At 69.7% G+C, this 310-nt stretch carries 1 pseudogene; it reads right to left on the bottom strand.

What is annotated here, in order from left to right:
• Window positions 1-310: pseudogene (locus D588_RS0117440) on the bottom strand (hypothetical protein); the annotation flags it as partial.

Raw genomic sequence — 310 nt, 5'->3', positions numbered from 1 at the left:
GCGGCCGTGCTGCTGCCGCTGCCCAGCGCCACCGCGCCAGCCTGCGCCGCCGTCGCACCCTTGCCCAGCGCCACGGCTTTGTCGCCGCTGGCATCGGCGTCATTGCCGATGGCGATGCCGCTGCCACCTGCGGAAGTGGCCGCGTAGCCCATGGCGATGCTTTTCTCGCTGCTGGCAGCGGCGGCATTGCCGATGGCGATGCCGCTGCTGCCTGAGGAACTAGCCTTGTAGCCCATGGCGATGCTGGCGCCGCCATAGGCTTTGGCCACCTCGCCCATGGCGATGCTTTTCTCGCTGCTGGCATCGGCCG

It is taken from the genome of Xanthomonas sp. SHU 308 (assembly GCF_000364645.1).
Taxonomy (GTDB): domain Bacteria; phylum Pseudomonadota; class Gammaproteobacteria; order Xanthomonadales; family Xanthomonadaceae; genus Xanthomonas_A; species Xanthomonas_A sontii.
This window is presented reverse-complemented; position numbering and strand designations above follow the sequence as displayed.